General features: G+C 61.3%; 23 protein-coding genes. 6 read left to right on the top strand and 17 right to left on the bottom strand.

Going from position 1 to position 25,639, the window contains the following annotated elements:
• Positions 1-21: 21 nt before the first annotated feature.
• Positions 22-906, bottom strand: a complete 885-nt coding sequence (locus tag H2170_13590) for a hypothetical protein (GenBank protein MCS6301106.1) — start codon at positions 904-906, stop codon at positions 22-24.
• A 267-nt stretch (positions 907-1,173) separates the two neighbouring features.
• On the opposite strand from H2170_13590, the gene H2170_13585 reads away from it, so the two are divergent.
• Complete coding sequence (locus H2170_13585) at positions 1,174-1,965, top strand: phosphate ABC transporter substrate-binding protein (protein ID MCS6301105.1); 792 nt, start codon at positions 1,174-1,176, stop codon at positions 1,963-1,965.
• Between the two features lie 24 nt (positions 1,966-1,989).
• Entirely contained in the window at positions 1,990-3,750 is a 1,761-nt protein-coding gene (locus tag H2170_13580) for a hypothetical protein (protein ID MCS6301104.1), read from the top strand.
• Between the two features lie 418 nt (positions 3,751-4,168).
• Here H2170_13580 and H2170_13575 read toward each other — a convergent pair whose 3' ends face one another.
• Together H2170_13575 and efp are read right to left on the bottom strand one after the other, a co-directional pair.
• Positions 4,169-4,357, bottom strand: a complete 189-nt coding sequence (locus H2170_13575; GenBank protein MCS6301103.1) for a hypothetical protein — start codon at positions 4,355-4,357, stop codon at positions 4,169-4,171.
• 421 nt (positions 4,358-4,778) lie between these two features.
• A complete protein-coding gene (gene efp, locus H2170_13570) occupies positions 4,779-5,336 on the bottom strand; it encodes an elongation factor P (GenBank protein MCS6301102.1) in 558 nt (185 codons plus the stop codon).
• A 151-nt stretch (positions 5,337-5,487) separates the two neighbouring features.
• On the opposite strand from efp, the gene H2170_13565 reads away from it, so the two are divergent.
• Both H2170_13565 and lpxA read left to right on the top strand, forming a co-directional pair.
• A complete protein-coding gene (locus H2170_13565) occupies positions 5,488-6,816 on the top strand; it encodes a bifunctional UDP-3-O-[3-hydroxymyristoyl] N-acetylglucosamine deacetylase/3-hydroxyacyl-ACP dehydratase (GenBank protein MCS6301101.1) in 1,329 nt (442 codons plus the stop codon).
• A gap of 50 nt (positions 6,817-6,866) precedes the next feature.
• Complete coding sequence (gene lpxA / locus H2170_13560) at positions 6,867-7,655, top strand: acyl-ACP--UDP-N-acetylglucosamine O-acyltransferase (GenBank protein ID MCS6301100.1); 789 nt, start codon at positions 6,867-6,869, stop codon at positions 7,653-7,655.
• A 258-nt stretch (positions 7,656-7,913) separates the two neighbouring features.
• On the opposite strand, the gene hisI is transcribed toward lpxA, so the two are convergent.
• Positions 7,914-8,372: a phosphoribosyl-AMP cyclohydrolase gene (gene hisI, locus H2170_13555; GenBank protein ID MCS6301099.1), complete on the bottom strand. Its 459-nt coding sequence runs from the start codon at positions 8,370-8,372 to the stop codon at positions 7,914-7,916.
• 69 nt (positions 8,373-8,441) lie between these two features.
• Positions 8,442-8,747, bottom strand: coding sequence for a DUF971 domain-containing protein (locus H2170_13550; protein ID MCS6301098.1), 306 nt, complete (start codon positions 8,745-8,747; stop codon positions 8,442-8,444).
• A gap of 91 nt (positions 8,748-8,838) precedes the next feature.
• Here H2170_13550 and H2170_13545 point away from each other — a divergent pair, with 91 nt between their 5' ends.
• Positions 8,839-9,141 (top strand): Dabb family protein, encoded by a 303-nt coding sequence (locus H2170_13545; GenBank protein ID MCS6301097.1) that lies wholly within the window; start codon positions 8,839-8,841, stop codon positions 9,139-9,141.
• Positions 9,142-9,206: 65 nt separating this feature from the next.
• Here the strand turns inward: H2170_13545 and hisF are convergent, their stop codons facing one another.
• The 5 genes from hisF to rplU all read right to left on the bottom strand — a co-directional run bounded on the left by hisF (position 9,207) and on the right by rplU (position 13,046).
• Positions 9,207-9,968, bottom strand: a complete 762-nt coding sequence (gene hisF / locus H2170_13540) for an imidazole glycerol phosphate synthase subunit HisF (protein ID MCS6301096.1) — start codon at positions 9,966-9,968, stop codon at positions 9,207-9,209.
• A 119-nt stretch (positions 9,969-10,087) separates the two neighbouring features.
• Positions 10,088-11,830: a hypothetical protein gene (locus H2170_13535; GenBank protein MCS6301095.1), complete on the bottom strand. Its 1,743-nt coding sequence runs from the start codon at positions 11,828-11,830 to the stop codon at positions 10,088-10,090.
• Between the two features lie 219 nt (positions 11,831-12,049).
• Entirely contained in the window at positions 12,050-12,358 is a 309-nt protein-coding gene (locus H2170_13530; GenBank protein ID MCS6301094.1) for a hypothetical protein, read from the bottom strand.
• Between the two features lie 100 nt (positions 12,359-12,458).
• Positions 12,459-12,698 (bottom strand): 50S ribosomal protein L27, encoded by a 240-nt coding sequence (gene rpmA, locus H2170_13525; protein MCS6301093.1) that lies wholly within the window; start codon positions 12,696-12,698, stop codon positions 12,459-12,461.
• 33 nt (positions 12,699-12,731) lie between these two features.
• A complete protein-coding gene (gene rplU, locus H2170_13520) occupies positions 12,732-13,046 on the bottom strand; it encodes a 50S ribosomal protein L21 (protein ID MCS6301092.1) in 315 nt (104 codons plus the stop codon).
• A gap of 304 nt (positions 13,047-13,350) precedes the next feature.
• Between rplU and H2170_13515 the strand changes: the two genes are divergently transcribed.
• Entirely contained in the window at positions 13,351-13,605 is a 255-nt protein-coding gene (locus H2170_13515; protein MCS6301091.1) for a hypothetical protein, read from the top strand.
• Between the two features lie 74 nt (positions 13,606-13,679).
• Here H2170_13515 and H2170_13510 read toward each other — a convergent pair whose 3' ends face one another.
• The 7 genes from H2170_13510 to H2170_13480 form a co-directional block, all read right to left on the bottom strand.
• Positions 13,680-16,025 carry a molybdopterin oxidoreductase family protein gene (locus H2170_13510; protein MCS6301090.1) on the bottom strand — a complete coding sequence of 782 codons (2,346 nt, stop codon included), beginning with the start codon at positions 16,023-16,025 and terminating at the stop codon, positions 13,680-13,682.
• Between the two features lie 107 nt (positions 16,026-16,132).
• The gene (hisA, locus tag H2170_13505) at positions 16,133-16,909 is read right to left on the bottom strand and encodes a phosphoribosylformimino-5-aminoimidazole carboxamide ribotide isomerase (protein MCS6301089.1); all 777 of its coding nucleotides are present in this window, start codon (positions 16,907-16,909) and stop codon (positions 16,133-16,135) included.
• A gap of 77 nt (positions 16,910-16,986) precedes the next feature.
• Positions 16,987-18,687 carry a dimethyl sulfoxide reductase anchor subunit gene (locus H2170_13500; GenBank protein ID MCS6301088.1) on the bottom strand — a complete coding sequence of 567 codons (1,701 nt, stop codon included), beginning with the start codon at positions 18,685-18,687 and terminating at the stop codon, positions 16,987-16,989.
• A 53-nt stretch (positions 18,688-18,740) separates the two neighbouring features.
• Entirely contained in the window at positions 18,741-20,471 is a 1,731-nt protein-coding gene (locus H2170_13495) for a sulfite reductase subunit alpha (GenBank protein ID MCS6301087.1), read from the bottom strand.
• A 150-nt stretch (positions 20,472-20,621) separates the two neighbouring features.
• Positions 20,622-22,355 (bottom strand): NirA family protein, encoded by a 1,734-nt coding sequence (locus H2170_13490; GenBank protein MCS6301086.1) that lies wholly within the window; start codon positions 22,353-22,355, stop codon positions 20,622-20,624.
• Positions 22,356-22,548: 193 nt separating this feature from the next.
• Complete coding sequence (locus H2170_13485) at positions 22,549-24,231, bottom strand: bifunctional protein-serine/threonine kinase/phosphatase (protein ID MCS6301085.1); 1,683 nt, start codon at positions 24,229-24,231, stop codon at positions 22,549-22,551.
• Positions 24,232-24,380: 149 nt separating this feature from the next.
• Positions 24,381-25,586, bottom strand: a complete 1,206-nt coding sequence (locus tag H2170_13480; GenBank protein ID MCS6301084.1) for a NarK/NasA family nitrate transporter — start codon at positions 25,584-25,586, stop codon at positions 24,381-24,383.
• Between the last annotated feature and the right edge of the window lie 53 nt (positions 25,587-25,639).

The raw sequence follows: 25,639 nt of genomic DNA, 5'->3' as shown, positions 1-25,639 counted from the left end.
TGAAGGGTTAACGCGTGCGGTTTAGGCGCGGCGGGCTTGGGCGCGGCGGGCTTTAACCGCTTCGTCGGCTTTACGGTCGAGCCAGCGGATGAATGCGAAACGCGGGACCGGGCTGTTGAACTCGGTAGGGCAAACGCTTTGGCCGTGTTTGTAAAGGGTCTCGGGGTCGACATAGGTGCCGAGAGCGAAGTCCACCAGAGGAAGGCCGAAAATGCCCGAGATGCCCTCGTTGCAGCGGATGTCGGCGTGGTGGCGCAGGTGGAACGCATAGGCTTTGCGCCACATGCGGCCAAAGCGGGGGTGGGCGATGAGGCGGTCCCAGGTGTCTTGCGGCCAGTGTTCGACGGCGTGGACCAGCTCGTAGAGCGCGAGTGAGAAGGTGACCGCGATGTAGCCCGCCAGCATGACCGGAGCGTTGGGCAGCAGCCACTGGCCGAGGATCAAAAGCGGGGTGATGCCCATGGAGAACAGGGTCAGGGTGTACCAGGGGAAGTAGGAGGCCTCGTGCTGTTTTTCCACCTCGATGGGGAAGGTGTTGCGGGCGATCGGCTCGTTGTCGATCAGGCCGGGGACGTCCTCGTTGGTTTGTTTGGAACGGTGGTAGCCGATGTGGGTAAGCGCGTGGTGCAGCGTGTGCTGCTTGTAGTAATAGCTCAGAAAGGGGATGAGCGGGGAGTGCAGGACGTAGCGGTGGAAAAAGTACTCGAAGACCCCTGCCACCGCGTGCACGGCTGCAAAGCAGAGGAAAAAAGCCATGCCACCAGCAGCCAGTTGCTTCTGCCAGACGCTGGGGGCGACCCACGCCAGGATCGTCAAAATGCCGGTCAGCGTTACGCTGATCGTGAAGATGAAGAGCAGCGGGGAGAATTTCTCCTCGTGTTTACCGCCGATGGTTGGGTCTGACATGGTGAGAGTGGGATTGGGTTCGGGGGTGGCGTGGGCGGAGAAAGTAAAAGTGCATCAGCAAAATATGCGCCCGCCGAGCGTATTTTCGGGGATTAACCCCATTGCAGGATTCCGGTGCGCGAGTGCGCGCTCATGCCTAGCGGCAGCGTGGCGCGACTCCGCATTGGGCCGCTGAAGAATTTCGAATTTCGCCTAAAGTTAATCAATCCCGTGCCGATTAATGACACAGCAACCTCTTTTTGCGCAACTCCCCAACAACCCCTAATCATGTTCATTAAAAAAGCTTCCTGTGTCCGTTCTCTTGTTCTCCTGAGTTCTGTTGTGTTAACAACGACCCATAGTTGGGCCGCCTTCACAGCGCGCGGCTCCGATAGCACCATCGAGGTCGTCAAAGCCTTGGCGGCGTCCTATAAAACCAAAGCTGGGGTGGATATCCAGGTAGAGGGCGGCGGTTCGGGTGCTGGTGCCAAGGCCTTGATCGCGGGCGAAGTCCAGTTGGCGTTTTTGAGCCGCGGGCTCGATGCGAAGGAAAAAGACGGCGGTCTGCAGGGCGCCGCGTATGCCTCGGATGCCGTCGTGGTGATTGTTCACAAAACCAACCCGGTCGCGGATTTCACGATCGCTGACTTGAAGGACTATTTCACCGGCACCAAAACAGAATGGGCCGGCGGCCTTCCGGTGGTGCTTTACAACCGCAATGCGGACTCGGGCACGCGGGAGATTTTTCAGGAAAAAGTCCTCGGCAAGGGCGTTGCTTTTGCGGCGACGGCGGCAATCAAACACGATGGGGTGTTGTTGAGCGCGGTCGCCAAGCTGCCCGGCTCGCTGGCCTATGATGGTTTCGGTCACGCCGACCCAAAACTTGTCAAGCTATTGAGCGTCAGTGGGATCGCGCCAACGCCCGAGACCATACGCGGTGGGACTTACCCGTTGACGCGTACGCCCACGCTAGCGACCAAGGGTGAGGCGACGGGTGAGGCCAAGGGCTTCATCGACTATGTGTTGAGTGCCGAGGGACAAGCGGTGGTGACCTCCCATGGCCTATTGGCTGTGAAATAAGGCGGTGGAATCACCTAAAGTGCTATGAAATCGATTAAATGGACGATTCGGACGCGGCTGATCACCGGTTGCGTCCTGTTACTCGCGGTCATCGCCGCTGCCTGCTCCTACGGGGTGCAGCTCATGACCAAAGCCCAACAGAGTACCAGCGCTATCGCTGAGAATAATGGAGCCAATATTAAGCTCATGAGGGCCGCGCAAAAAGGTTTGTTTGCGACTGAGGTAGGCCGGCGAGATTTCCTCCTGAATAAACAGCAGTCCTCGGTTGAGGGTGTCCATAAAGGGCTGAAGCTGGTTCGCGAGGAACTCGGGCAATATATCGAGAAACACGCCGATCAGCAGGCCGTGGCGCAGAGCGCAAAGGATGCTCTGAGTTGCGTCGACCGTTACGAAAAGGCGTTTGGTCGGTTGGTGGAACTCATGACCCAGCGCGGTCTTACCCCGGCAGACGGTCTGGAGGGCCAGATGCGCAAAGCAGCGCATACCGTGGAAACCCTCACCAATGAACAGGGCTTGGCCGAGCTATCCGTGTTGCTGCTGACGTGTCGCCGTAACGAGAAAGATTACCTCATGCGACTCGATCCTAAATATGTCGCGGCAAATGCCAAAGTCATCGAGGAGTTTGCGGGCCAAATGAAGCAGTTTTCGCTGTCGACCGATGTTCAAGCCAAGGTCAATGCAGCGTTTAAGACTTATTTCACCAGCCTGCAGGCAATGGCGGCCGTGGATGCGTCGATTCAGCAGACGGTCGCCGAAACCGTGGTCGTCGCGACGGACTATAATAAGGCCATTGAGTCGATGAATGAGGCGGCGATGGCGACTATTCATGAAGCAGAGTCTAATTCAATAAAATCGGCGGAGAAAGGTCGTTTGGCCATGCTGGTGTTACTCGGTTTAGGTTCAGGCCTAGGCCTCGTCGTGGGCGTGGTTTTAGTCCGTTCCATCTGCCCTGCGCTCGAAGCAACGGTGCGCTCACTGCAAGCCGTGTCCCTGCAGACCAAAGTGGTGGCGGACAGTATCTCCCATTCCAGCCAAAGTTTGGCAGAAGGAGCCAGCGAGCAGGCGGCCTCGGTGGAAGAGACCAGTGCGTCGTTGGAGGAAATGTCGAGCATGACCAAGCGCAATGCCGAGGCCGCGAAAAACGCACAAAAAGTGGCCGGTCAGGCCCGGGGTATCGCGGAGAAGGGATCCGTCGGTATGCAGCACATGACCACCGCGATGGAGGGCATCAAGACGTCCAGCTCCGAAATCGCCAAGATCATCAAGACGATCGATGAGATCGCATTCCAGACCAATATCTTAGCCCTGAATGCCGCCGTCGAAGCGGCGCGGGCAGGGGAGGCGGGGGCTGGGTTTGCGGTGGTGGCCGACGAGGTCCGCTCCTTGGCCCAACGTTCCGCCGCGGCAGCCAAGGAAACTGCCGGTAAAATCGAGACGGCCATGGCGAAGAGCGAGGAAGGGGCACGGGCCAATGCCGAGGTGTCGACCTTGCTCAGTGAAATTGTGGACCAAGTCCGTAGTATGGACACCTTGGTCGGGGAGATTGCCACCGCCTCCAATGAACAGTCGCAGGGTATCGAGCAGTTGAACTCGGCTGTTTCGCAAATCGACAAGGTGACGCAGAGTAATGCCGCCGTTGCCGAGGAATCGGCCACTTCGGCCAATGAGTTGATCGTCCAATACGGACATCTCGTGGTGCAGGTGGACACCCTCAGCATCATGGTGGGTGTGAAACCGCAGAGCGCCACGGACACCCCGCAGGGCGACACCGTCAAGGGCGCGTGATACCGATCGGGATCTGACTGTGTCACGGGGCGAACCTCGTGACACGGCCCCCGTGTGACCCACCGCGCGGCCACAAGACGCAGCCGCTTAATTCCGACTACCCTATTTCAGCTTCGGACTGAAGTTGACCCTTAAGACCAACGAACAGGGTTAGCTTACCCTCAAAGGCCGGGTCCAGTCCCAGTTCGTGGCGCTCGGGACCGATATCGATACTACCTCCGGCCGATCCTGCGCGACGAGTGCGCCTCCTTTGATCGCCCACGGCCCCACTTGGTTCACCGCGGCCGACCCGGTTTGTAGCAACACCGGCAACAAACGCCCGCCGATGGCAGTGATTTCGCTTAATACGGGAACGTGGAATGCGCCGATTGAGTTGGGCGCTGCAAGGCCGTCCCATTCGCCCATCCACTTGGCAGAATCAAACTCGGATAGGCCGGTAGGCGGAGAATTCGGATTTGCCGGGTTCACGGCGAATGCGGCTGCTTGGCGTAAACGGATGTCGCGCACCGCGAAGCTGCCCGCCGTCGGCCCCGAGATTGGCCAGCGCGTAGGTACCGTCAAAAAGCGCCACACCCGGGTCGCTGGCGGAGCCGATGGAGGTTTCCATCCACGGCTAGGGCAGGGGAGTGGACGGCTTGAGTGCTGAATCCGCGGAAGCGAGCGCGGTGGAGGCCAGCAGGCCGAGGCACGCGACCGAGATGCCGCGTGCCGCGTGCCGAGTGAGCGAGCGCGCAGGCCAAATGGGAGCCTACGCCGCTTCCTTTTCTGACTAACAGGTTCGCGCTAACAAAGTGGATACGGGGGCGGAAGTGCATGGGCGGTTCGGCCTGCACTGACACCGCACGTGCCGATTGGTATCGCCGAACGGGGGCGCTTTTTTGGGGCGAGGCGCCCGGTCGGTGCGTTCCGGGCGGCGTTCACTTGGGCGCACGGGGGATACCCGCAGCACCGCATGCGGCGGCTGGCGCTGGGCACAAAAAAACCCGCGATACACGATCGCGGGTTTTGATTTTCCAGGGCTTCTGAAATCAGGCGCGGCCCATATAGGTGCCGTCGGCAGTGCTGATGCGGATGATTTCGCCTTCCTTGATGAAGAGCGGCACGTTGACCACCAGGCCGGTTTCGAGGGTGGCGGGCTTTTGCACGTTGGAGGCGGTGTCGCCCTTGATGCCATCGGAACTCTCGGTGACTTTCAAGTTAACCGAGGAGGGCAGTTCAATGGTGAGGGGTTTCTCGTCGACAAACAGCACGTCCACTTTGCCGTTGGCGGTGAGATAGTTTTTCGATTCGCCGATGAGGGTCTCGGGCAGTTCGATCGTTTCGAAGGACTCCGGATCCATGAACGCGTAGGTGCCGCGGTCGACGTAGCTGAACTCGAGGGTCTTCTTCTCGGTGGGCAACACTTCGATGGTGTCGGTGGAGGCGAAGCGCTGGTCGAGCGCCTTGCCGTAGCGCAAATTGCGCATTTTGACCTGAACGAAGGCGCGCAGGTTGCCCGGCGTACGGTGCATCGTTTCCATCACCAGATGGGGTTCACCGTTGAACTTGATAACTTGTCCTTTGCGAATGTCGTTGGCTGCGGGCATGACGAGGTGGGCGGATTTGAGTTGTAGAAAGGTTAGGTGGTAACGCTGCGTGCGCAGGGGTGTCAAGTGCGCGGAAACCGGACTCCGCCTAGAGTGACTCGGCGCTTGCACTGGCTGCCCCGTGTTTGGCAGGGTGTCGGATTAAATCTTTATGAAACAACGCACGCTCGCGCGCGCCGTGTCCGTCCAAGGCAATGGACTGCACACCGGCAACCCCGTCACCCTGACCCTGAAGCCCGCCCCTGTGGGCCATGGCATCGTGTTTAAGCGCATGGACCTCAGTGGTCAGCCTGAGATCAAACCCCGTATCGATCTCATCGGCGATCTCGTCCGCAACACCACCGTTCAGGATGGTCACACCAAAATCCACCTCGTCGAGCACGTGCTGAGCGCTCTGAGCGGTTGCGGCGTGGATAATGTGCTCGTTGAAATCGATTCATCCGAACCCCCGATCATGGATGGCTCGGCCAAGCCTTTTGTTAATCTCATCCTCGAGGGCGAACCAGTTGAGCAGGACAAGGACCGCGAGTATTTCGTTTTGGAGGAGGCTGTATCGGTCACTCGGGGCAACTCCTCGGTCATCGCGCTGCCTTGCGATGAGTTCAAGATCACCTGCACTTCGGCCGATGATCGGGGGATCCACACGCAGCATCTCACGCTCACGATCGACCCCGATGTTTACCTGACCCAGTTGGCAGCTTCGCGTACCTTCGTCGTTTACGAGGACATCGAGGAACTGCTTAAGTTGGGTAAGATCAAGGGTGGTTCACTGGACTGCGCCGTGGTCATCAAGGGCGACAAAATTCTCTCCAAGGAGGGCCTGCGTTTTAAGGACGAGTTCGTGCGTCACAAGATTCTCGATATCATCGGCGACATCGTGCTGCTGGGCATGCCGCTCAAGGCGCACATCATCGCCACGCGCCCCGGCCACGCCATCAACGCGGAACTCACCAAGCTGCTCTTCGCCAAGCTCGAAGAGAAGCGCAAGGGCCCCAAGAAAAAGCCGCGCCCGTCCAAGGTGCTGCCCTCCGAGACTGAGCTCGATATCCGCCGCATCCTCGACACGTTGCCGCACCGTTATCCGTTTGTGATGATCGACCGCGTGGTCGAGTTCATCGGTGAGGACGAGCTAGTCGCGATCAAGAACGTGACCATCAATGAGCCGTTCTTCCAGGGCCACTTTCCCGGCAATCCGGTGATGCCCGGCGTGCTGCAACTGGAGTCCATGGCGCAGGCCGCCGGCATCCTCATGCTTCGCCGTGGTAGTAGTGAGGGAAAGACCTCGTTGTTCATGAGCGCCGACCGGGTGAAATTCCGTAAACCGGTGCGTCCTGGCGACCAGATCATCATCAACGCCAAGCTGACCAAGTCGCGCGGCGCTAAACTCGCCCAAGCTGAGTGCAACTGCACCGTTAACGGTACGGTCGTTTCCTCGGCTGAGCTGATGTTCGCCATCATCGATTCCAGCGAGGTGGATTAAGTCCTCCGCACTTTCGCGTCCGCCTGACCGACCTTCGTTGCGTTTCCCCCATGTCGTCGAAAATCCATCCCTCCGCCATCATTGAGTCATCAGCCGAACTCGGCGCCGATGTCGAGATCGGCCCCTTCGCTTACGTCGGGGCTGGTGTGCGGCTTGGTGCGGGCACCCGGTTGCACCACCACGCCTCGGTCGAGGGCAACACCGTTCTAGGCGAAGCGTGTGAGATTTTCCCCTACGCCAACATAGGCGGTAAAACGCAGGACTTGAAACACAAGGGTGGCAACCCCGGCGTGCGCATCGGCGCGCGTAACGTGTTTCGCGAATACTTCACTGTCCACGCCGCCACCAACGACGGCGACTTCACCACGGTGGGAAACGATAACACCTTCCTCGCCTACGGGCACATCGCTCACGATTGCGTGCTTGGCAGTCACATCGTGGCGAGTAACGGCATGATGCTGGCCGGTCATGTGGTGATCGAGGATCATGTGGTGATCGGCGGCTATGGCGGCGTGCACCAGTTCTGCCGTATCGGCGCGCATGCCATGCTTTCGGCCACGGCTAAGCTGGTGCAGGATCTGCCGCCTTTTTTCATCGCCGACGGTACGCCGGCGGTGGCGCGAGCCTTCAACAAGGTCGGGCTTGAGCGCCGTGGCTACTCGGCGGAACAACTCGAACGCGTGAAGCAAATCTACCGCGTGTTGTACCGCGATGGACTCAACCGCAGCCAGGCTCTGGAGAAGCTTCGCGGGCACGCCAACGCCGAGACTGCCGAGTTTAAGCTGCTGCTGGAGTTCGCAGCCAAGAGCGAACGCGGCATCGTCCCGGGTGCCGCCTGAGTGTTTCCCTCGATTGGCCCTGTTTGGGCCGGACATAAAAAAGGCCCGACAACTGAGTCGGGCCTTTTTTTCGGACTTTGGAAGCCGGGAGCTTAGGGTTCCAGTTGGGGTTTACGGTATCCTTGAGCTCACGCTCAAGGCCACACGCTTCGCGAACACACTCCTCGTGGCCCTGAGCGTGAGCTCAGGGTGTTTGCCCAAAGGTATCAGCGCCCCAGAAACCAGGTGAGTTGAGCTCATCTTGAGCACGAATTGGTATCACTTCTTTTTGTAGACCACCGCCGGATCAAAGAGCGGCTCGGAGTTGAACGTGAGTTTGAAGCTGGTGCCGGCGGCCGCTGCATCGAGGCAGTCGAGCTTACGGTAAAAGCAGCTCTTGTAACCGTTGTGGCAGGACGCGTTGGCCGAACCGCTTTGTTCAACTTTGATCAAGACCACGTCCTGGTCGCAGTCGGTGTAGAGCTCTTTAACCCACTGAACGTTGCCGGACTCCTCGCCTTTGCACCAAAGCTTGTTGCGGGAGCGGCTCCAGTAGGTGGCTTTTTTGGTCGTGAGCGTGTGTGCGAACGACTCGGCGTTCATGAAGGCGAACATCAGCACCTGGCCTGTGCTGATATCTTGGGTGATGCAGGGAATGAGTCCGTCGGAACCGAATTTAGGCTGCAGGACGGCGCCGAGTTCGATCTCGGAGGAGGTGGTGCGGGCTGGAAGTGCCATGTTTTTTAAAGTAGCGAGTGGTGAGTAGCGGGTAGCGAGTAGGGCGAGCGTGGCGTCTGAGCGTGCTGCCTATCGATGTCGTTTGGCCAGTTTCAGCAGGTAGTCGTAGCTGTAGAGGCCGGTGCGGTGGCCGTCGCTGAAATCGAAGCGGAGGGCATAATTGCCCACCTGTTCCCACCCCGTGACGGTGACGCCCGGGAAGTGCTTCGGGCCATCGCCACCGTACTTGTTACCGAGGATATCGCGTTCGCCGATGTTCTGCGCGCTAGGCGAGGCCGCACGCAGGGATTCCATTGGATAATAGGACTCCGTTTGGTCGGCCCACAGAATGGCGACCTCGTTGCCGATGAGTTGGATGTTGGCGGGAGTTTGCACGGTGCGAAGGGGCAACGTGCCGGCCGATCAGGTCGGGGTAAATCAATTTTTGCTCGCCCTGATTGCGTGCAAACCCTGCTTTGGCCGGATTATGTTCGTCCACACGGTTATTTTTTACCTGCGCCCGGATCTCTCCGAAGCGCAAAAACAGGAGTTTCGCAGCGAAGGCCTGGAGTCGCTCCGGCAGATCAAAGCGGTGCAGCAACTTCACGTGGGTGCGCCCGCCGCCATTCCGCCTCGGCCGGTTGTTGATCTGAGTTTCAGCTTCGCGATCACCGCGCTTTTTGCCGATGTAGCGGGCCACAACGCCTATCAATTCGATCCCTTGCACTTGGCCTTTTTGGCCCGTTTCAAGGGTTACTGGACGCGGGTTCAGATCTACGACGCGGAGTAAGCCGCGCACCTGAGCATTAGCTCAACTCGCACTGCCCGGACCGGGAGTGCGGTGGGGCTTCCGGGTTAGCGGCGCACCGGAATGTTGCGGGTGGCGAGGTGGTCTTTGACTTGCGACATCGTCAGTGTGCCGAAGTGAAACAAGCTGGCGGCCAGCACGGCGCTGGCGTGCCCTTCGATGATCGCATCGGCAAAATGGGAGAGCTCGCCGGCTCCACCGCTGGCGATTACGGGAACACTCACCGCGTCGCTGACGCCGCGGGTCAGTGCGCAGTCATAGCCGATCTTGGTGCCGTCGCGATCCATGCTGGTGAGCAGGATTTCACCCGCGCCGAGTTCCACCGCCTGCCGGGCCCAGCCGATGGCGTCGAGTTCGGTGGGATTGCGTCCTCCGTGGGTGAATACACGCCACGATTTGCCGTCGGGTTCGCGGCGCGCATCGATGGCGACCACGATGCATTGGGCCCCGAAGCGGTTCGAGGCGGCGGCGATCAACTGCGGGTCTTTGATGGCTGAGGTGTTGAGCGAGACCTTGTCTGCGCCGGCTTTGAGCATGCGCTCGATGTCTTCGATGGAGCGCAGTCCGCCGCCAACGGTGAGGGGCATGAAGCATTGGGCCGCAGTGCGGGCAACGACGTCGTGCATGATGCCACGGCCGTCGCTGGAAGCGGTGATGTCCAGGAAGACCAGTTCGTCGGCACCCTGGGCGTCGTAGGCCTTGGCTGACTCGACGGGATCACCGGCGTCACGCAGTTCCTGGAATTTCACGCCCTTGACGACCCGACCGTTGGTCACATCGAGGCAGGGGATGATTCGGCGGGAGAGCATCGGTTAAAGCAGTAAAGTTGCGTTATGAAAAATGCCGAATGGCGCCTGCTCCAGCGAATGGGAAAGTTATTCGTTGGTGGGGAGACGTCATTCGGCATTCCTGCGCGAGGGCGCTGGGATCAGTTTTCCGTGTGGGCGATGTGGGGATCGAAGTTGACGATCAAGCGATAGCTCTGGCCCGGGCGCATGACTAGCGGGTGGTCGCGCACGAGGTGCTGCAGGTAGTGGATCTTGCCGTAGTTGGTGCGGTAGGTCGGGTCGTTGGTGACGACCTCGGTGTCCTGCCAGACGCCTTGGAAGTCGTCTTTTTGCACGGTGCAGCGGTGGCCTTCAGCCCCGAGTGCGATGGCGCTGCCGACGTGGTACTTGGAGTGCGGCGCGGCAATGGCCAGCATGTAGCGGAACTTGGTCAGCTCGACCTGCTGCTTCACCGTGTAGGTGAACTCAGCGCTGATCTTCGAGCCGGAGAAATTCCACTGAACTTTCACGGTGCCCAGACCCTTGAGGATTTCCTCCTTGGTGTTGATCAGGTCGGGCTGCTCGTAGCGGAAGTAGAAGCTGTTGCGCTGGCCGAGGCCGGTGACGCAGTTTTTCCCGTAGAAGGCCGGAAGCGTGACCTGCTCGACACCACCAACATTGAAGGTGAGCTCGGGGATCATCACTGGCATGTAAACGTTGTTGGGCCAGTCGAACACGCCGGGGCAGTGAGGGAAGGTCAACGAATCGCTCGTGAGGCTGGTGCCGGAGCTGATGAGCGGGATTTGCGCATGCAGGCCGCTCTCGGCGTCGCGGTAAAGGAACAGGCCCTGTTCCTTGCGGTTGGATTTGTCGAAGATGACGAAACGGCCGACGGTGCGGGCGGTGTCAATCTTGGGTCCACCGACAGGCATCTGCACGGCCTTGGCGAGGCGGGCCCATTGGCACAGGTAACGGGCGGCGTCGAAGTTGGCCATGCGGGTCGTGTGGTGACCGTAGGCGGTGCGTTCCTCGTCGCGCAGATCAACAAACCCGTGCTCTTGGTCGAGGTAGGTTTGGTAGAAAAATACAAAGAGGCGGCGGAGCAGATCGAAATACTTCTGCTTCTGGTCTTCGAGGATCCAGCCGTCGCGCAGTCCTTGAAGGACCAGGCTGATGCAATGCATCTGGCCGTAGGCGCCAGCGGCGCGACCGAAGGCCCAGCCCAGACCGTCCTGGCGGACGAGGTCGGGCATGATCTTCAGGTACTTCTCGGCGTAGGTACGCAGGGTGGGCAGCTTGCGGTCACGCACGCCGCTGTTGGCATGGAGCTGCAAAGCGGAGCGGACGAACACAAAGGTCATCACGCCATAAAGATTGAAGTTACCGCCCAAGCCCTCGGTGGAGTCATCGAAGAATCCGGTGGAGCTGGTCTGGTTGATACGATCAACCATGCGCTCGATGAGGCGGGAGGTTTCGTCCTTTTTGGAGAGGCCGAAGGAGTAGCGGGCGACCGCCTTGGCAACGTTGAACGCCTGCCAATGATTGTCGTGGTCGCTGCGGTGCAGGAGTTGCTTGTCGATGCGCACCTGGGTCTCTTCGACGAGGCGCTCCCAGACGGGGTTGCGCTCCTTGGACGGACCAAAGCACAGGAGGCCGAGGGCGGCGTAAGCGAGGCCGTTCTCGGTGGCTGGTTCAGTGAACATCTGCGCTGTCACGCAGCGGGCGGTCAGGTCCACGAGATCGTAGCCCTTGAGCGTGGTTTCACCGGTGGCGCGGTAATATTCACCCAGTGTGTAGGCAACGTGACCGGGTTCGTCGGCACGGGGCTCCTCGCCGGGAGCGGGCAGAATGCTGCCGTCGGGTTGGATGGAATCCAAGTTGTGGCCGAGAATCGATCGGGCCATGTCGAGACATTGCTCGGAAAAACTATGCATGCGTGGTGGTGTGTCTGCCTGAGTCTGTCGTGCGCACCGGGCGAACGACGAAAAAGTTAGAATGTTCCGGCTTTGGTCCGGAGGCGCAAGAGGGAATTTCCTCGTTTTTGAAGTTCAGGCGTTGGCGGTATCGTCTTACCGCATGATATGAGCCATTCCTGTATCCGAATTAGCGGACTCGGGGTCGTGTCAGCGGTATCGCAGCCACCAAACGCCCACGATCAGGAGTGCAAACAGGGCGAAGGCCCCGAGGAAAAGGAGCAGGCAGCCCCTGCGAATGTCGGCGGGCTGCTGCCGTTCTTTTCCGGCGTAACGCTCGATGAGCGCATCGGCGTCAATCGGCTCGTTTACCTCGGGCGTTGTCCGCTGCCATGGGGTCGGACGCGTCGCGACGTTTTCCGTTGGTGCGGTTTCCTGGGCGATTTCCGCTTCGATCCAAGCCAGGTGTTCGCGCAGGATGATCTGCTGGCGCTGAAGGTTTCGGAGGCGCTCGCTCATGGTTTCGTTCTAAAGCGGGGGCTGATCGGCGAGAGGGCAAAACAAAAAAGCGCCGGGGCTTTGGAGCCACGGCGCTGGATGAAAGCGAAAACGAACGACCTTAGACGATGTTCACCTTGCGGTGGATCTTATCGAATTCGACCTTGCCGTCGGTGAGGGCAAACAAGGTCCAGTCGCGGCCGATACCGACATTCTTGCCAGCGTGCAGCTTGCTGCCGCGCTGACGGACGATGATGTTACCGGCGATGACGGCCTGGCCGCCAAACTTCTTTACGCCGAGACGTTTTGAATGGCTCTCGCGACCGTTGGACGTGGAACCTGCACCTTTTTTATGCGCCATGGAATAGTTTCTCCTTTAAGAGTTAATGAATGATTAGGCCTTGATGGTTTCGATCTTGATGACCGAAAGCTCTTGGCGGTGGCCGCGCTTCTTTTCGTGGCCCTTACGCTTCTTCTTTTTGAAGACGATGACTTTTTTGCCGCGCTTGTTTTCGAGGACCTTGGCGGTGACGGTTGCGCCTGCGAGGGTCGGGGTGCCGATTTTGAAGTCAGCGCCTTCACCGAAGGAGAGCACGTCGGTGATTTCGACGGTGGAACCGGCTTCCGTGTTAGGGTAACGGTTTACGATGAGAATGTCTCCTTCGGAAACAGCGAACTGCTGGCCTTGGGTTTTGATGGTCGCTTTCATAAATAAAACGGCGAACTAAGAGGTTTTGGGTGGTCTCATGCAAGGAGATATTTGGGGAAATTATTGTTCCTGTCGGTTGTGGTTTTTTGGAGGGGTTCACGTTGCCCTCATTCAGGTGGTGTTTTCCGCGTCCGTTGCTCGGGGACTTTAGGCCCCTGAGCAGGGGCTCTTCAACCTGCGGGCTCCTTCCCGCAGTATGCCGCAGGGGCAAAACAGGGGCACATTCACGGTTCAGCTTAACCCGGAAATTCCAGCTCGCCGTTGAGCGGGTTACTGCCGACGCTCATCGCTTTCATTTACACCTATGTCCACTCCAACCAACTACCGCACACTAGCCGAATTCTATATTCGCGGCCTCACCGAGGGCTTCGTCACCGCCGCCGAGGTGATTAAATGGGCCGACGAGGTGATCGTCGCCGAACCCAAGACCGCCGACTGGATGCTCGATATCTCCACCTCGAGTGAAGACGACCGCATGGGCGTGTTGCACCACCTGCACGCCGTCGAAGGCGTGGTCGATCAGGTTGCACTCGCCGCCTTGATCGCCGCGCGCAGCTAAAGTAGCGCTCCGCAAACTGACCGCTGTTTTGAGAGAGGGCAGACTGGAAGTCCGCGCTACTTTTGAGGCGGGGTTTAGGCTAAGGAAATCTGCACCGCGCAGGCCTTGTACGAAGGCTGCCGCGAGTGCGGGTCGAAGGCCGGAAATGTGAGCCGGTTAACTGCGTCAAAATGCATCGGCATGAACAGTTGGCCGGGCTGTAGCGTGCCGGTAACCACGGCAAAGGCGGCCGCTTCACCGCGCCGTGACGAGACAATCACGGGTGCGTTGGCTGCGATGCCGAGGCGGTCCGCATCGGCGGGGCTAATTTCCACGTAGAGGGAGGTCGGCGCGAGTTTGCGCAGGACGTCACTTTTGTTGGTGCGCGAACCGGTGTGCCACTGGGCCGAGGACCCCCGGCCGGTGTTGAGCAAAAACGGATACGCGGCATCCGGTAGCTCGGGCATGGGGCGCGGCTCGTCGAAGAGGAAAATCGCGCGCTGGTCGGCGGTGAAGAATTTACCGTCGGCGAAGAGGCGACGCTGGCGTTGAGCTGGGAGCTGGAAGCTAGGAGCTGGAAGCTGCGAGCTAGGAGCTGAGAGCTGGAAGCTAGGAGCTGGAAGCTGCGAGCTAGGAGCTGAGAGCTGGGAGCTATTAGCTATTAGCTCTGAGCTCGCCGCTTCCGCAAACGGCCACTGGATGCCGCCTTCGGCTTGTATGTGGTCGTAGCCTTCGATGCCGGTGAACTCGCAGGGTTGCCCCCGGGAGAGTTCGCGCAGCAGGCGAAAGGTCGCCTCGGGCGACTCCCAGCGGCGGAACAGCTCGCCGCAGCCCCAGGCCTCCGCCACGAGCTTGAAAATCGCGAAATCCGAGAGCGCCAGGCCGGGCGCGCGAGAGACTTTGCGCGCCACCCCGAGACGGCGCTCGCTGTTAATGAACACGCCGTCTTTTTCACCCCAGCCGGCGGCGGGTAGCACCAGGTCGGCCATCTGCGCGGTCTCGGTGGTGCCGTACATATCCTGCACCACCAGAAAATCGAGTTTGGCGCGGAGTTCGGGGAAACGCTTTTGGTTGATCCACGAGTGGGCGGTGTTGGTGGCGATCACCCATAGGCCTTTGATCGCGCCGGTGTCGATGCCGTCGATGATCTGGTCGTAAGCCCAGCTTTTGCCCGACGGGATCACGGCGGGATCGATACCCAAAACACCGGCGACATGGGAGCGGTGCGCGGCGTTGGCGAAATCGTAGCCGCCGAGCAGCGAGCTGGCGTTGCCAAATAAACGCGAACCCATGGCGTTGCACTGGCCGGTGATCGAATTGGCGCCGGTGCCGGGGCGGCCGATGTTCCCGGTCATCAGCGCGAGGTTGATGATCGCCTGGGCGGTGCGCGTGGATTCGTGGCCTTGGTTCACGCCCATGGTCCACCAGAACGAAACGCGTTTGCGGGTGGCGATGATCTCGACGATGCGGTGCAGCGTGGCGACGGGTAGGCCGGTGGCGGCGGCGACGCGCTCGGGAGTAAAGGCGGCGACGAAGGCGGCGAACTCGTCGTAGTTGCGCGTGTGGGCGTCGATGAACTCGCGTTTCACTGCGCCGCGCTCGATCAGCAGGTGAGCCAACCCGTAAAGGAGCGTGAGGTCGCTTTTGGGCAGGAGTGGGACGTGGAGCGTGGCGGCGATGGCGGTCTCGGTGCGGCGCGGGTCGACGACGACAATCTCGGGCGCGTTTTTGTTCATCATCACCCGCTGCCACATGATCGGGTGGGCGATGCAGGGGTTGGCGCCGATGAAAATGAGCGCGTCGCTTTCCTCAAAATCGGCGTAGGTGAACGGCGGCGCGTCGAAGCCAAACGACTGTTTGTAGGCAACGTGTGAGGTGGCCATGCACTGGCGCGTATTGGAGTCGATGTGCAGCATGCCCATGCCGAACTTGGCCAGCGCGCCGAGCAGCGCCATCTCCTCCATCACGATCTGGCCGGTGGAGAGAAACGACAGGCTGTGCGGGCCGTGGGCGGCCTGGATACCCTTGAAGTTTTTGACGAAGGCGGCGAGGGCGGTTTCCCACGAGACCGGCTCCAGTTGGCCGGTGGCGGTGTTGCGCAGCAGCGGAGTTTTGAGGCGGTCGGACGCGGCGAGCGGGGTGAGGGCTTCCCAGCCCTTGGGGCAGGCCATGCCGAGGTTAACGGGATAAGCGGGGTCAGGGCTGAGGTTAATCGCCTGGCCATCGGCGTCGCGGTGGACGGTGAGCGAGCAACCGGTGCTGCAAAATCCGCAGATCGAGCGCGTGGTGGAGGTGGGCGCGAGACGGCTGGGGATTTGCGCCAATCCGAGGCCGTGGTCGGCAGGGTGGCGCACCAATTCACTGGTCATCGGGCCCGTGCGCGCGCGCAGTTGGATGAGAGCGGGATCAAGCGAGGCGCGGAGCGATGAAAGGGTGGGCATGGGGTCGGGCGTAAAAGCGTAACGAGTACGAATAGTAAGCAAAGCGACTGCCAGTGGCAGCCGGTTAACTCGAATGCGGGTGAATCGTTTTTAGGGAATGGATGAGTTTATTTTGTGGCTGAGCGCTGATTCCACGCCACCAGATCGGCATAACGCACGCCGGTGCCGCCGAACAAGTCGAGGGCGCTGCCCACCGTGATGTCCACATGGCCTTGGCTGAGCGTTTCGACTAGGCTGACGTCTTCCATGTTGGCGACGCCACCGGCGTAGGTCATTGGACAACCGCCCCAAGCGCCGAGGTGGGTGACCAACTCTTGGTCGATGCCGCCGCACAAGCCTTCTACGTCGGCGGCGTGGATGAGGAACTCGGCGCAGTTACCCGCCAGCCGGTCGAGGGTGGCGGGGGAGATGTCGAGGTCGGTGAGGGTTTGCCAGCGGTTCATGGCGACGGTCCAGCCGCTCGCGGTACGGCGGCAACTGAGGTCGATCACGAGGCGGTTTTGGCCGATGCGTTCGACGAGGGCGGCGAGGCGGTCGGGCAAAAAACGGCCCTCAGCGGAAAACAGCCACGAGGTGACGATCACGTGGCTGGCACCGGCAGCGAGCCAGTCGGCGGCGTTGTCGATCGTGATGCCGCCGCCCAGTTGCAGTCCGCCCGGCCAGGCGGCGAGGGCGTCGCGGGCGGGTTGGTCGTTGCCACTGCCGAGTTTGATCACGTGGCCGCCGGTGAGTTGATCGGCGCGGTAGCGAGAGGCAAAGGCGGCGGGGGCTTCGTCGCTGACGAAGTTTTCACGCGGGCCCGGGCCGTCGTCGCGGAGGGTGCCGCCGACGATTTGTTTCACTTTGCCATCGTGGAGATCGATGCAGGGCCGGAACTGGGTCATGTGACGTGGGTAGCTGCCGAGCGCCGTGTGGCAATTTTTAATCAGCGTGGCGGCCGGTTCGTGGGCGGCAGGCCGGCTTAACTGGCGGGCACGCCGGGCATTTTCGGGGAATCGACGGCACGGAAAAACAGCGTACGTTCGAGGATTTCACCGATGCCGAACAGGATCACGGCGGCGGCCGGGGGTAACATAAAAAAGCCGGCGAAGGCCAAACCGGCCACTGCAAGGCGTGCAAGCACCAGCGGGCTGAGCAGGCCGCGTTGTAGACGGGCCGAGGTGCTGGTGCCGCGCAGCGTCGAGAGTTCGAGCGCGAGTTTGGCGACAAGCACCACCGCTGCGAGGGGCGCGGAAAACGGGATCAGCGCGGCGATCGCGACGGTGCCGCCCATGCGGCCGAGGGTTTGGGAAAGACGCCAAAATTGGCGGCGGGTGTCGGTGTAGATCATCGCTGAACAGAATACGCCGAGGCCGGCGATAACGAGGCCGCCAATAGGCGCGAGTTCGATGCCGCCTTGGAGCAGGGGCGGTAGCGGAGGGGCGTATTTAGCGAGCAAACCTGCTGCCACCTCGCTGGTGAGAAGTGCGGCGGCTAGCAGAGGGAAGGCCATGCCAAGGAGCACGGCTTCGCGGCTCAGCCACGAGGTACGCAGACCGAGGAAGATACGCCATGCGCGCAGCGGTTGCCCGAGGTGGGCGATGCTGGCAACCAGACCGGTGGAGTATAGGCCGAGCCCGAGCAGAGTTAGGAGCTGGAAGCTAGGAGCTAGGAGCTGGGAGCTGAGCAGCAGGCCGATGCCGAGCTGGGTCAGGACGAGTAAAAGTACGAGAGCGTAGTGCGCGTGTTGCGGGCGCAATGTGTGGGTGTCGGCGGCGTACAGGCCGGCGGGCAACGGTTTTTTGGATACGTAACGGGTGGTTGGCCGGGTGTAGGCAGAGTCGGTGCCGCTGAACGCGGTGAGGGCGGGGTTGGGGCTATGGGATTTGTGCTCTGCGCTTTGGGATTTGGAGTCGGCGTTTTGTGATTTGGGATTTGCGATCGGCGAGGCCGTGACCGCGACGGTGACAATCGAGATCGCTTGGGTGGGGCAGGCTTGGGCGCAGGCGGGGGCTTCGCCGGCGGCGAGGCGGCCGTGGCACATGTCGCATTTACGCACGATGCCGAGGCGTTCGTTGAACTTGGGCACGTCGTACGGGCACTTCAGCACGCAGTAGCTGCAACCGATGCACTGGTCGTCGAGGTGGACAACGATTCCGGTGATCGGGTCTTTTTCATAGGCCACCACCGGGCAACCGTTGAGGCAGGCGGGGTCTTCGCAGTGGTGGCAGGCGGTGGTGACCGTCTGCGCGAAGGGTGCGGCGCAGGAGGCAGAGCCGAGCTGGAGCTCAGCGTTCCGTTCGGAGGCGTGGCTGTCGGAGGTTCTGTGAAGGGGGCCGGCGGTCCCAGCGAGGGCTGCGAGCGAGTCGCGCCCGTAAACCAGGCCGACGTCGCGCCAGGTTTCCTCGTCGTCGAGGCCGTTGAGCGAATGGCAGCCGGAGACGCACGCTTTGCAACCCGTGCAGGAGTCGAGGTCGACCTGAAAGGCGTACTGTTCGCCGGGGCCGGGAGCGGAGAGCGGGATGAGTTGGGCACCTAGGGACGTTCGTGAACCGGGGGCATGCGGCGCGTTATCCGCAGCCGCATGGGCGGCGGCAAAGCGCGCGACGGGGGTATCGAGACGGCGTTGCGACTCGATGAGTTCGTCGATGAGCGTGCGGACGGGGTCGGGCGAGGCAGGCATTGGGGAATAGATCCTATGTGGGTTTGGACTATATAGGACCCAACCGAGGTGAATTAGTAAACATCGCGCTGGTAGCGCTTGGCGGCTTTGAGCGCCTGGATGTAAGCGGCCGCTTGTTCGGCGGATTTACCGCCGGCGATTTCGACGACTTTATGAAGGGCGGCGTCGACGTCCTTGGCCATGCGGCTGGCGTCGCCGCACACGTAGAAATACGCACCCTGTTCCAGCCATGCGTAGAGCTCGGTGGCGGCTGCGACCATACGCGTTTGCACGTAAATTTTTTCCGCCTGATCGCGGGAGAAGGCGACGTCGAGGCGGTTCAAAATACCGGCGGCCTGCAGTGCTTCGAGTTCCTCGCGATAGAGGAAGTCCGAGGCGGCTTTTTGGTCGCCGAAGAACAGCCAGTTTTTACCCGGCGACTGGGTCGCGGCGCGTTCTTCCAAAAAGGCGCGGAATGGCGCGATACCCGTGCCGGGCCCGACCATGATCATGGGCGCAGCGGGGTCGGCCGGCGGACGGAAGGCTTTGTTGCTGTGGACGAAAACTCCGGCGGTGCCGTGGGCGAGGGCGCGCTCGGCGAGGAAGGTCGAGCACACGCCTTTGCGGGCGACACCGCCCACCTCGTAGCGCACCGCCCCTACCGTCAGGTGCACCTGCCCAGGATGCGCCTTGGGGGAGGAGGAAATCGAGTAAAGCCGCGGTTGAAGCTTTCGGAAACAACTCACCCATTGTGTTAGTTGTTTCTCGGGGGAGAGGGGGGCAAAACGCAGGGCGTCGAGCACGTGGTGGAGGGGGGCGCGGGCTTCGGTGGGGATCGCGAGGGCGTCGAGTAGCGCGGGGGCGGGTTTGCCGAGGTCGTAGTGTTGCGTGAGCGCTTTGCGTAGGGGCATATCACCTTCGGGGGTTGGCACGGCTTCTTCGCCGTCACAGCCGAGCGCCGTAATCACCGCCGTAACCAGCTCGGGACAGTTTTGCGCAATCACCCCGAGCGCATCTCCAGCTTCATAGCTCAAACCGGAACCGTTGAGGTCAAACTCAACGTGGTTAACTTCCTTGGCTGAGCCGGGGGCGTTGAGGTTGCGCACGGTGAGCACCGGCGCAGGGAAGGGGTTTTTCTTGGAAAAACCCGTTTCAGCTTCGTCGCCGTGAGCTGCGGTTGGAGGACTGACTCCGGCACTGGGCGTTGAGGCGGTCGGCGCCGCCGAACTGAACGAACCGAGCGCGGTGTCGAGCCAGCCGATGAACGCGGCTTCGTAATCAACGTCGCAGTCCACTCGTGAGCTAACACGTTTGGCTCCGAGTTTTTCGAGGTGGAGGTCGAAGTCTTTGCCGGCTTGGCAGAACAGCGTGTAGTTGGTGTCACCGAGCGAGCACACGCTGAAGTTCACCGAGGCGAGCTGCGCGGAGGGCGCGGCGGCGAGGAGGGCGGAGTGGAGCGCCTTGGCGTTGTCGGGTGGTTCACCTTCGCCGTACGTGCTAGTGATGAGCAGCAGGTTGCTGTGGGCGGGCAACTGCTCGACGGTGACCGCCGCGAGGTCGAGAATCGTCGCCGCGAAACCGCGTTTGCCGGCTTCTTTGGCGGCTTGTTTAGCGAGGCTTTCGGAGGTGCCGGTTTGGCTGCCGAAGAGGATTGTCAGCGGGGCCAGAGCTAGGAGCTGAGAGCTAGGAGCTGCGAGCTGGGAGCCGGGGGCGCGGCTGAAAATGCCGGCGAGGAAGCCGTTGAGCCAGGCGCGTTGCTCGGAGGTGAAGGGGGCGGATTCGGGAATGAGAGGGACGGTGCTCATGTGGGCGGGAGGCGGAGGCGGAACGGTCGGAGGACGGATGGCGGAAGGCAGAGGTCAGAAGTCAGAGATCAGAGGGCGGAGGGCTCAGGAGAGACGCTCGGAGGACGGAATGCGGAGGGAGAACGAGTCGGAGGGACGCGGGGGGCGGGCTTAGGCGTTGATGAGCTCTTGCAGCTCTTTGACACTGTGGCGGCGGCTCCACTCGACGAAGGTTTCGCCGCTGGTTTTGCGGGCTTGATAGGTGCGCAGGATTTTCGCGGTCAGCGCGTTGACCTCATCGGCCCGGACTCCGCGAAACACTTCGCGGGCGATGCCTTGCTCCAGGTCGAGCCCGCCTCCGAGAACAATATGGAAACCGTCGGTGCCGTCGGGTTGTTTGGCTCCGATGTAGCCGATGTCGCCGCAGTAATGTTGGGCGCAGGAGTGCGCGCAGCCGGTGAAGTGCAGGTTGACGGGCTGCTCGACCCCCAGACCGGATTTTTCGAGGTATTTGCCGAGGTGCGCGGCGGCACCTTTGGTGTCGGCGGCGGCGTATTTGCAGCCGCGACTGCCGGTGCAGGCCACGATGCCGCTGGTGGTGCTCGACGCCTCGGTGGTGAAACCGAGGTTTTGCAACTGGCGGCAGGCCGAGGTGACCAGCGCGTTGGGCACGTGGGGAATGATCACGTTTTGCCAGATGGTCAGGCGTAGTTCGCCTTTGCCAAAGTTGGCGGCGAGGGACGCCAGGCTGTGCATTTGTTTGGACGACATGCGCCCGATGGGGATGCCGACGCCGATCGAGGTGAGCCCCGCTTGAGCTTGTTTGAAGGGACCGATCCAGCCGTGTTTGATGAGCGGTTGGCGCGGTTCGCAGGCGGCCAAGGGAACGCGCACGAGCGGGAAGGAGAGTTTCTTCTGCGTCTCGTCGAGGAAGCGCTCAAAGCCCCATTTATCCAGGAGGTACTTGAGGCGGGCCTTTTTGCGGTTGGTGCGGTCGCCGTTTTCGGCAAATACACGGACCATCGCGGCGGACACGGCGGTGGCTTCGGTGGGTTTGATCAGCAGGCCGGTGTCGCGGGCGAAATCCTGGTGGCCGGTGATGCCGCCCAGTTGCACGCGGAAATAGATGCCAGGGGCGGGGGCGGAGGCGCTGGAGTTGGGAGCGGCGGAGGCAGACTGGAAGTCTGCGCTACTTTTTTCGGAGACGCGGGTGGCGATGAAGGCGATGTCGTTGGTGTCGGCGGCGACGGTGAGGCCGCCGCCGTTGTCGAAGGCGATGTTGAACTTGCGCGGCAGCCCGTAGCAGTCGCGGTGGTTCATGATGTAGTGGTGCACGGCCTTGGCGTAGGGGCGCACGTCGAGCAATTCCTTGGGGTCAAAACCGCTGTTGGGCGAGGCGGTGACGTTGCGGATGTTGTCGGCGCCGGCGCCTTGCGAGGTCAGGCCGAGTTCACGCACACGGGTAAGGACGGTCACCAGGTCGCGCGGGCGCAGTTCGCGCAGCTGCAGGTTACCGCGCGTGGTGAGGTCGACGTGACCATTGCCCACGTCGGCGGCGAGTTCGGCCAGGCCGTGGAATTGGTGGGCGCTGATTTCGCAGGCGGGAACCCGCAGGCGAATCATAAAACTGTCCTGCGCCGGGGCGACGTAGAACAGGCCGTGGGTTTTAAACCGGTACATGTTCTCCGCATCGGGGAACTTGTCGGCGGCGGAGTGAGCGAGTAGGCGCTCCCAGGCATCGAGCGGGTTCTCGTCGTGTTTCCATTTTTCCTCTTTGCAGAGGTCGGCGAGCGCGGTGCCGTGCACGGTGGGTTCGGCGACAGGGGCTGGTACGGATGCGGACGACACGGAGGGCACCCCGCCCGATGACATCGGGAATTGGCCGGAGGCGGCGACGCCGGCCATGAAGCCTTGCAGGTATTCCTTCTGGTCAGGCCGGAAGGCGGCGGGCTCGCCGATGGGTGAAGAGGGGGAATGCAGTGTGGTGCTCACGGGTACGATGTAGGCTTTTTAATTAGCAACTCGGGTGCCATGAGCACTGCCTGAATGCATGAATGCTTTGAATTATATTGGGTTTAAACATTAAAATTACTCATGATTATCTGCTGTGGAAATGAACCCATAGTTGGATGAAATTGAGCAACAGAAGTAGCGCGCAGAGGGTTTTATAGACACGCAGGGGGTTGCGAACCAGCAGCGGGGCGTTGGCGGGATGGAACGGTGCGATTGACTGGGGGTTGGCCAGGTCGTGGGCGAATTCGGAGTAATGCGAGTAGCGTTCTTCGGGGCTGGCGGCGAGGGCGCGCAGGACCAGTGAATCAAGCCAAGCTGGCACCGCCGGATTGAGGGCCGAGGGCGGCTTGGGTTGGGTGGCGAACGACGGGGTTTGGAAGCGCTCGATTTCGCCGTAAGGCAAGCGGCAGGTAAGACTTTCGTATGCGGTCGCCCCGATGGCGTACATTTCGGTGCGTTCGCTGACGGGCGCGTTGGCAAAGCGTTCGGGGGCGAGGTAACTGGACGTGCCGGCGCGAGTGGTCACGGCGTAGAGTTCGGCCGCTATGCCGAGGTCGATGAGGCGGAAATCCCAAGTCGCCGAGGGTTCGGGCGAGCGCAGGACGAGGATGTTTTCCGGTTTGATATCACCGTGGGCGAGGTCGAGGCGCACGAGGTGTTGGGCGGCGCGGGCGAGAAAGGCGCCGAGTTCAACCGCACGTTCCACGGGCAGGGGGCCGGCGCGTAACAGGGTGCGCAGGGTGGGGGCCTCGATGTAGTCCTGCACATAATAGCGCAGGATTGGGGTGGCGGGAACGCGCGAGGGCACAAACTCGGGGCCGAGCAAGCGCGCGGCTTGCCAGGCTTCGCGCAGAAAGCCGTCGGTGCGCGTTTCGTCGTCGGCGGCCTCGGTCGGCGGGAATTTGAGCACGATGCGGTCGGCGGTCGTATCGGCGGGTTGGGCCAACCAGACTCGGCGGGAGTCGTCGAGCGGGCTGAGCAGCGTGCCGTCGGGAAAGGTGTCGCCGGCCTTGAGCGGGGGCGCAATTTCGAGGGTTTGGCCGGGAGTAGCCGAATCGTCGCGTCCACTCACTTCGAGCACCACAGCGGTGGCGTCGTCGGGTTGGCTGCGCTCTTCGTTAATTGGCAGTTCGGGGTCCTGGGCAGAGGTAACCAGGGAGCGTGCGGTGGCACCTTGATCGAGTTGTTGGCTAAGGCGGGTATCGCCGAGCGGGACCGCGACTCCATCGGAGCAGAGAATCAGAGAGTCGCCTATCTCTAGATCGAGTTCGTGGAACCACGGGTTGGAATCGGCGTTGAGGCCGAGGGCTTGGGTGAGCGCATTTTCCTGCCCGCGCAGGCCGGAGAGATGCAGTTCGGAGAGGCGGGCAAGACGACCGGCCCGGCGCAGGTAAATCGGTGAATCACCTAGGGCGGCGAGGTAGGCACGCGCTCCTACGATTAAGACTACGGCGAGGGTGGAAACGAGTTCGGTGCTCTCGAAGCGGGCGAGGCTTTCTTGGTAGAGCTGGCGATTGAGGCGCAGGATGAATTCCTGCAGCGCGCGGCGCGGGCTCCATGCGGGGGTGCGCGCCGAGCAGTAATCAGCGAGCATCTCCACCGCGCGGCGGGCGGCCTCGCCTCCGGCGCGTGCCGAGCCCACGCCGTCGGCGAGGACCGCAAGCACAGACTCGTCTTTAAACGTCCGATACAGGCAGGCGTCCTGATTGGCGCGGGTGGGCGAACCGGGGGCGGAGTGGGCGGTGATTTGGAGTTGGAGGCGGGGCACGGGAGACGTTTTCTAATCGAGGAAAACGGATTTTTAACCGCTAATGGCCGCTAATGAACGCTAATCTGAACATAGTTCCTGTTCGGAATTAGCGTCTATTAGCGGCCATTAGCGGTTAAAAATCCGGGGTGTGGGTGTTACGGGTTGGCTCAGATGCGTGCGGCGGCGGTTGCGCCCCAGGTGGTGCGCCAACGCACTTTGACTAGTTTCAGGCCCAAGAGAGCCACGATGCACAGGGCTGCAAAAAACAGGATGCCTGTGGTGTAGGTCCCTGTGTGTTGCTTTGAGGCACCAAAAAGCATGCCGAGCAGGAAGCCGCCGAGACCGCCGCCGCAACCGACCAGACCGGTCATCACCGAAATGTCCTTGGCGAAGCGCTGCGGCAGGAGCTGGAACACCGAACCGTTGCACATGCCAAAAGCACCCGAGGCCACAAAGAAGCCTGCACCGCACATCCAGAGGTTGCTCGACAGGGCAGCGAATACGAGGGCTACAGCGGCGATGGAGTAAAAAATGGTGAGGGCGCGGATGCCGCCGAGCTTGTCCGCCAGCGCTCCGCCACCGGGGCGACCGAGGGCACCGACCAGGGTGCAAAAGGCGGCCATTTCACCGGCGTGAATCGGGGAGAGGTGGAACTCGTCGCGGAAGTAGATGGCAAACGCGGTGGCGAGGCCGACGAACCCACCGAAGCTGATGGTGTAAAACAGGCAGAACCAGTGGGAGTCGCGTTGGCCGAGTAGGCGGGCGTAGTCGGAGAGTTTTTTCTTCTTCACTTCACCGGGGGGCTCCTTGGAGAAAATCACGTAAAGGATGAACGCCAGAATCAGCGGAATGAGGGCGGCGCCGAAAACCGCTTTCCATCCCCAGGCGGCGGCGATGCGCGGCGCGGCAAGGTGATCGATGACCACCCCAATGTTACCTGCACCGGCGAGTCCCAACACCATGCCCTGCATGTGGGGTGGGTACCAGCGACCGGATTGCGGAAGCGCGACTGCGAAGCTGGCTCCAGCGACACCGAGCACCACGCCCAGTAAGAGGGCCTGATTGAGGGTGTGAATACCGGTCTGCCATGCGATCGCCAGACCTGCAATGACGACGAGTTGGGCAACAATGCCGGTGCGTTTGGCACCGATACGGTCCACCATCATCGATAAAACGATGCGTAAAAAAGCACCGGCGAGAATTGGGGTGGAGACCATCAGGAACTTGTCCTGAGCATCGAGGCCAAGGTCGGGCGCGATGTAGGCACCGAGCGCGCCGAGGAGCGTCCATACCATAAAGCTGACGTCGAAATAGAGAAACGACGTGAAGAGCGTGGGCCAGTGACCGACGGAGCGGAGTTGAGCGAATTTCATGCTTAGGAGTACATGCTTGAGCAGCTTTCATGCACAGTCGGGGTCCAAAGCCT

Origin of the sequence: Opitutus sp. (genome assembly GCA_024998815.1) — a bacterium.
In the GTDB taxonomy this organism is placed as follows: Bacteria; Verrucomicrobiota; Verrucomicrobiia; order Opitutales; family Opitutaceae; genus Rariglobus.
The sequence above is the reverse complement of the archived record's forward strand: the minus strand, read 5'-3'. Positions and strand labels throughout refer to the sequence as shown.